The organism is Komagataeibacter oboediens, from assembly GCF_003207815.1.
Classification (GTDB): domain Bacteria; phylum Pseudomonadota; class Alphaproteobacteria; order Acetobacterales; family Acetobacteraceae; genus Komagataeibacter; species Komagataeibacter oboediens.
The window spans coordinates 1-6210 of record NZ_NKTX01000101.1 but is presented as its reverse complement, the minus strand read 5'-3'; the positions used below and the strand labels follow the sequence as shown (position 1 = coordinate 6210).

Annotated in this window: 8 protein-coding genes; 1 reads left to right on the top strand and 7 read right to left on the bottom strand. The window is 62.3% G+C overall.

From position 1 onward, the window contains the following. The coding region (locus tag CFR80_RS16465) for an ATP-binding protein (protein ID WP_181418227.1) at positions 1-381 on the top strand (381 nt) is incomplete at its 5' end. Positions 382-453: 72 nt separating this feature from the next. Here CFR80_RS16465 and mobF read toward each other — a convergent pair. The 7 genes from mobF to CFR80_RS16430 all read right to left on the bottom strand — a co-directional run. Then, positions 454-1221, bottom strand: coding sequence for a MobF family relaxase (gene mobF, locus CFR80_RS16460; protein WP_258367908.1), 768 nt, complete (start codon positions 1219-1221; stop codon positions 454-456). Beyond that, entirely contained in the window at positions 1221-3110 is a 1890-nt protein-coding gene (locus CFR80_RS16455; protein ID WP_110507732.1) for a type IV secretion system DNA-binding domain-containing protein, read from the bottom strand. The genes mobF and CFR80_RS16455 overlap by 1 nt, the downstream gene beginning before the upstream one ends. After that, on the bottom strand, positions 3107-3472 hold the full coding sequence (locus CFR80_RS19995; protein ID WP_258367907.1) for a hypothetical protein: 366 nt from the start codon (positions 3470-3472) through the stop codon (positions 3107-3109). The genes CFR80_RS16455 and CFR80_RS19995 overlap by 4 nt, the downstream gene beginning before the upstream one ends. A 207-nt stretch (positions 3473-3679) precedes the next feature. Continuing rightward, on the bottom strand, positions 3680-4189 hold the full coding sequence (locus CFR80_RS16445; protein ID WP_110507730.1) for a hypothetical protein: 510 nt from the start codon (positions 4187-4189) through the stop codon (positions 3680-3682). A 116-nt stretch (positions 4190-4305) separates the two neighbouring features. Next, complete coding sequence (locus tag CFR80_RS16440; RefSeq protein WP_015074059.1) at positions 4306-4512, bottom strand: helix-turn-helix transcriptional regulator; 207 nt, start codon at positions 4510-4512, stop codon at positions 4306-4308. A 100-nt stretch (positions 4513-4612) separates the two neighbouring features. Beyond that, positions 4613-5560 carry a hypothetical protein gene (locus tag CFR80_RS16435; protein ID WP_258366027.1) on the bottom strand — a complete coding sequence of 316 codons (948 nt, stop codon included), beginning with the start codon at positions 5558-5560 and terminating at the stop codon, positions 4613-4615. Continuing rightward, on the bottom strand, positions 5526-6210 hold a 685-nt coding region (locus CFR80_RS16430), incomplete at its 5' end, for a tyrosine-type recombinase/integrase (RefSeq protein ID WP_146221684.1). The genes CFR80_RS16435 and CFR80_RS16430, both read right to left, overlap by 35 nt.

Sequence of the window (6210 nt, the reverse complement as noted above, 5' to 3'; positions counted from 1 at the left end):
GCCATTGGCCGGAGCTGCATCCGCACAGGTCGGCGTGGCCGGTTCTTCAACGTGGTGGACCTGGTCAACCGGCTTGAGGCTGACAGTCGGGCGGCAAGGGCGGGTCGGCTGGCCGAACAACTCGGCCGACTGGACTTTGTCATCCTCGACGAACTGGGATACCTGCCCTTTGCCCAGTCTGGCGGACAGTTGCTGTTCCATATGATCAGCCGCCTTTATGAACAGACCTCGGTCATTGTCACCACGAACCTGTCCTTCGGTGAATGGGCCAGTGTATTCGCCGACGCCAAGATGACCACGGCACTGCTCGACCGTCTGACCCATCACTGCGACATCATCGAGACAGGGAACGAAAGCTGGCGGTTCAGGAACCGTAACTGAACCTCTCTCCAGATCCATACCTGCCCCGGCCTGTCTCCTTACGCCTACGGCTTCAGGAGACAGGCCGGGCCTTCAACAGGGGGTTAATATTGCATGCCGATCAGGGGTTATTTTTGAGTGCCGATTGACATCAATCGCCTGGGATCGCTGGCTGAACGCTTCCAGCGTCGCCGCGTCGAGGCCCGCGATCTCGAAGCTCGACTCCTTCCCCCTGTCGATCGCATAGCCCAGACGCTGGACCTCGCCCGCCAGTTCCTGGCGGTAGATCGCGCCCAACTGTTTCTGCAACTGATAGAAGGCGCGGGGTTCCAGGCTCCGCCATTGCCCGCTGTCATCCTGGGTCATGTTGAGAATGATGTTATGGCTGTGAAGCTGAGGATCGAGCGCGCGGCTGGTGCCGTGGCGGAAAGTAGCGATGACCAGATTCCCCGTCGTCTCACGCCGGACCTCTCCATCCTCGCGGATGCGCGTTGCGGCGAAATGGGTTTCGGCCAGTCCCAGCGTGGTCCTGACCGCGCGCTCATGCGCCTCGACCAGGCGGCGGTCCCCCGCCACCTCGGCCAGGATCGACACCGATTTCGGGGCGCTGAAGGTCAAATCCCAGCCGGGCCGGTGCGCGATCTCGCCGTCCCGCGTCGCGCCAAGCTGCTGATCCGCGACCCGGCCTTCCAGAAGCCGGGAGAACTGGTCGTGTTCGGCCGCGCCCTGCAACTTCAGCGCCTCCGCCCCTTTGCCCTGCCATTCGGACGGAGCGAGGCCACCCTCGGCGTAATAATCGTCGGCCTCGTAGTAGCTCGCCGCCTGGGCCGCGTTGGTCAGGGCCGACAGGGTGGCGACCATCAGACCGGACCGGGTTTGGAGGACGGGTTGCGTCGGGTGGGACGGTTCGATGCCGGGGCCTCACCGGCGGGCTTGTCCTCCTTCTTCTCCTTTCCGGCCTTCGGCTCATCCGGCCGCGTCTGTTTCCACAATGTCTGATCCAGGCCGATCGGCTCGAACGCTGGCGTTCCGGCCGCACCCCGCGCGATGATATGCGCGTTGGTGAGCGCGATGCGGGCCACGGGCAATCCGTCGGGCAACAGGAGATAGGCCCAGCCGGGCGGCAGGCGCAAAGCACTTTCCATCACGGCCGGGCGGACCTCGCGTCGTGTGCCGACCGTGATCTGCGGTTTCCGTGTTTTGGGATCGAGATTGGCCGAAAGGGTCTGGATTTCGACCTCGGCCTGGCCGATTGTCTTCGATGCCCAGTCCCGGCTCTCGACATCGGCGAGTTGAAGGAAGAGCTTGGTGTTGCAGCTTCCCAGCACCGTCTCGGCGTCCTTTTCCCCGTACCGGCTGCGCATCTGGTCGATGGTCTGGAAGGTCAGGATCACGGCCGCCCCGAACTTGCGCCCCTGCGGCAGCAGGCGGGTCATGTTGTCCACGCGCGGCAGGTCCGGGAACTCGTCGAGCAGGAACCACATCCGGCGGCGATCGGAAGGCGGCAAGCCAAGCGTTGCCGAGGCCGCGCATTCCAGCCATAGCGCCATCAGGGGTTTGATGGCCTCGAAATGGTCCTCCTTGCGTGGCACGAAAATCCACGGGTGACGGCCCTTGTGGCTGTCGAACCCGGCGAAGAAGCGGGCAAAGGAAAAGCCTTCACCGCCTTGTGCCGGTTCGGCGCGCAGGAACATGAGCAGGTTGGCGGCCCTGGCGAGCATGAACAGCACGCTGGCCGTGGCGCGCTCGGCGTCCTGAGCGAACGTCCGCGCCGAGGACGTATGGGCCAGCCAGCGCTCCATGTCCGCGCTGGACATATATTGCAGCGTATCGAGCAGCCAGGCCGGTGTGCCGCGTTTTTCCTCCCAGAGTTCACGCAGGATGTTGGCCACGAGGATACGGGCCGTTTCCAGCCAGACATCGCGGTCCCGGTCGCCGGTCTCACTGATCAGATAGCGGGCGATCCGCGCGGCATCGGCGGGATGGCGGATTTCGTCGAACGGGTTCCAGTAGACGCCCCGCGCATCGAAAGGATTGAGCAGGATGTCGCCCCGGACGGGGTTGTAATACTGGGCGACGAAATCCCCCGATGTGTCATAAACGAGGGCTGCCTCGCCACGGGCTTCGATCACGTCGAGAAGCTGGCGCAGGGCGGTGGTCTTGCCCGCGCCCGTGGTGCCGATCATCGCCAGATGGCGCGTCTCGATCGCGCGCGGCAGGGCGACGCTGCCCAGCCGCAGGGGCGCGGGATCGTCTGTATTCTCCGTGGCCGCCGCCAGCGTGGCTTCAGACACGACCCGACTGCCAGCAATGGTGCGGTCGGCCAGTTCCCGCGCGCGTTTACGCCGCCGCTGCCCTGCGGTCAGGGCAAAGGCACCGATACCCAGCCCCATGCCGAGCAGACCACCCAGGCCAGTGCGTTCGATCAGGGTCAGGACGCGATGCTGGACGTCTTCGCTGCCCAGCAGCTCGTAGGCACCGGTCTCATAGCGTCGGCCATCAAGGATGACGATCATCGGCGCATCCCGATGGCTTATGGCCATAATGGGACGCTGGGCCTCGGCGAGAAGAAACTGGCCGGTCACGGTCAGTTCCTCACGCGATGTGGTGGCGACCGCCACCAGCCCGCCACCGGCCAGCAGGCCGAGGCTGGTCACGAGGAAGCCAGCACGAAAACGTGCGGCGCTCTGGGTGCGGCGGATGGCGCGCAGGGCGCAGGCATGCGCCTGCTGGTCGAGATCACTGGTCATGGGGTGTCTCCCGCCAGGGCAAGCTGGCGCTGAAAGGCTGCATTGATGTCGTCGGTAAGACGGGTCTCGTCGATGCGGGTGGGGGCTGCGGCGCGGGCGAAGACATAGGCGGCGCAGGACACATACAGCGCGCGCTCGGTCAGGCGCTCGACATGGACGATCCGCGCGCTGATCTGCCCCAGTTCCTCCGCCAGTTCGGCGGAGATTGGTCCCGTCGTGCCCTCCTGCGTCATGGAGGCGAGGCCGATGCGGACGCAGTCCTGCAACAGGGCATACGGGGTCATCTCGCGCCGGGTAGCAAGCTGCCGGAGTGTCCGATCCAGCACGATCGGCAGGCGGACGGAATGCTGGACGTGCCTCATGGCCACCGCTCCAGCCGCACCCGATCCGCACGCGCGCAAAAGGGCGGAAATCCGCCACATATCGAGCCGCGAAGGCAGGCGCACCCCGATCGCACCCTCGAAAAACGGCAGAAAACCGCCGCAGGCCAGTGCGTGAGGTGTGTTCTTCTTTCTGTGGCCCGATGCGCAGCATCGGGGCCGCTGGTCGCATGGAAACACCGCCATGGATCACGCATGATCCGCGCCTTCCCGGCGATGCTGGGCAGCCCAATGGGCGATCAGGACAAGGGCCTCGCGATCCGCTGTCCGGCGGTCCAGATGGGGATCGGCGGGCGGCAGAGCGTAAAGCTCATGCTCGGCAGTCCAGGCGCGGATCACACGCTCGATCGCTTCCCGAAGACGCAGGTCCAGCACGTTCGCCTCGAAGGGTGTCAGATGGGCTGTCACGCCGGGCGTTTCGATCAGGCCGCCCAGAGGAAAGTAGGTGCGCGCCGCCGCCTGCAACGGGCCGTCTATCCGGCAAGTTGAAGTATCCCCCCGATAGACGACAAGCGGTGGGCGCACGGCATGACACCAGAAGGCGATTGCGCATCGGTAGGTCTCGCCGTCCGGGGTATCAGCGAGCAGTTTTTCGATCAGCGGGAGGGCTTCTCGGGCGATCCGGGGATGGACGCGAAAACGTAGCGTGACCCGGTTGCCAAGGTGAAGCCAGTCCAGCATGGCGCGGACAATGGGCATGGGGTATCCTTTCGTGAATCACGCGAAACACGACGAAACGGGGTTGTCGGAGGAAGTCCGGGAGCAGGCGCGGCGTGGACCGCCCCCAAATGGCTGGGGCCGCGCCGCGCCTGCGGTCAGATGTAAGTCTGGATCGGGAGGCCCTGGAGCCAATGTTCGATCTCGCCTGCGCGCCAGCGGACGCGCCCGCCACCGATCACCACGGGCGGCGGGCAGCGCTTCTGGCGCACCAGGCGATAAATGCTCGACCGACTCTTATAACCGGTCAGGCGCATCACATCGTCGATCGTCAGCAGTAGGGTGAAGGCGGCATTCTGGTCCATCGGACGGCATCCTGTTTGATGGCGTGCCGTGGACGCTAAACCGCTTCAAATCCGTGAAAAAAGCCCGTTAGCCAACGTTATCCGATGCAATAAGGACCAATCAGGAGCCTCTGGGGTCGAAATATCTCTTGATATCTTTCCGCCCCTGCCTGCCGCTCAAAAGTGCCTTGAGCGATGAGGTCGAATCGCCACCTTGCGGACCCAGGTCGCTGCCCAGCGACACCACGAGTTCCTGCTTGATGACCTTGATCGCGGCAGCCAGAGCCCCGTGTTGAGCGCCTTTTCGCATTTCACGCCTGGCAACGGTAAACGCCGTCCGATACCACGGCTGATCGTCGGGAGAGATATTCTCGCGCAGAAACGCGTCGAGATTGGTCATGAATTCCGGCATCGTACCGCCGACCAGCCAGCGGAAGCGCGGATCGGTGTTGAGGCATGGTGCCTCGTCGCCGTCAGGCACGGTATCTGTCACGACATAGATCGGACGGGTGAATGACCTCCGAAAGGAAAGCCAGAACAGCCCCCAGAATTTTGCCTGGCACGAGAGGAGCAACGGGGAGTAGCGGTTAGAAAAGGTTTCGGGCGAAACCCGTCCATCCAGCAGAACACCATCGGACGCCTGCACGGCACTCAGGACTGTGTTGCCATAGCCGGCGCTCGTATAGGCGGAAAGCCGCCCGCTACGGAGGTCCGACATGAGCAGTTCCAACTCGGCGGGCAGTACAATATCGTAAGGCGTTTTGACGAACAAAATTTTTCTGGTCTGAAACCATCTGATGCCGGTCGCCGAAAATACCATGACGAAAAAGCTGGTCAAAAACAAAATGAGATACGTGATATAGGCAGGAGAATTTGGGTGATGAAAAATAAACGAAAATAGAAGAATGCCAGAGGTCAAACTCAGAATGAAAGATACAACAAATATAGCAACAAAAAAACTGAACGCCTTGTCAGATTTTCTCTTCAGATCGACAATCGCCTGATCAACCAGTTGATAGCCTTTTTCCAGATTATCAGGGTTCAGCTTCTGGGCTGCGAGCAAGCTCAATCGGACTGCTTTCATTCCCCTCGTCTCGGCATTTCTCTTGGCAACAATACGCTCCCCAAGCTTCCATCAAAATACGCCGTTTTTCCAGAAGATTACCACGCCGATAGGCAGCTTCGACCTTATTGCCGATCGTATGGGCAAGCGCCATCTCGGCAATATCACCGTCGAACTGGGTTTCCTCGGCGACCCAATCGCGAAACGATGAACGAAAGCCATGAGGAACCGCCGCGATGCGCGCGTCCCGGCAAATCTTGGTCAGCGTCATATCGGACAACGGCTTGCCCGCGCGCTGGCCAGGAAACACAAGCTGACTTCGTGCCTCGCGATAACCTTGAGCAAGCTTGAAGACGTGACACATCTGCGAAGAGAGCGGGATGACATGCTCCCGACCGGCTTTCATCCGCTCGGCGGGAATCGTCCAGAGCTTGTTCTCGAAGTCGATTTCATCCCATGAGGCGCTCCTGATCTCCCCCGAGCGTGTGGCGGTCAGGATAAGAGCAGTCAGAGCCAGGCGCCCGATCGAATCGCCGGATCGGAGATAAGTGAGGAAAGCCGGCACCTCGGCGTAGGGCAACGCTGTGTGATGAACGGTCTTGGTCTTCGCCTTGGGAAGGGATTTATCCATTGCCGCCAGCGGCAGGGGAAGCGTG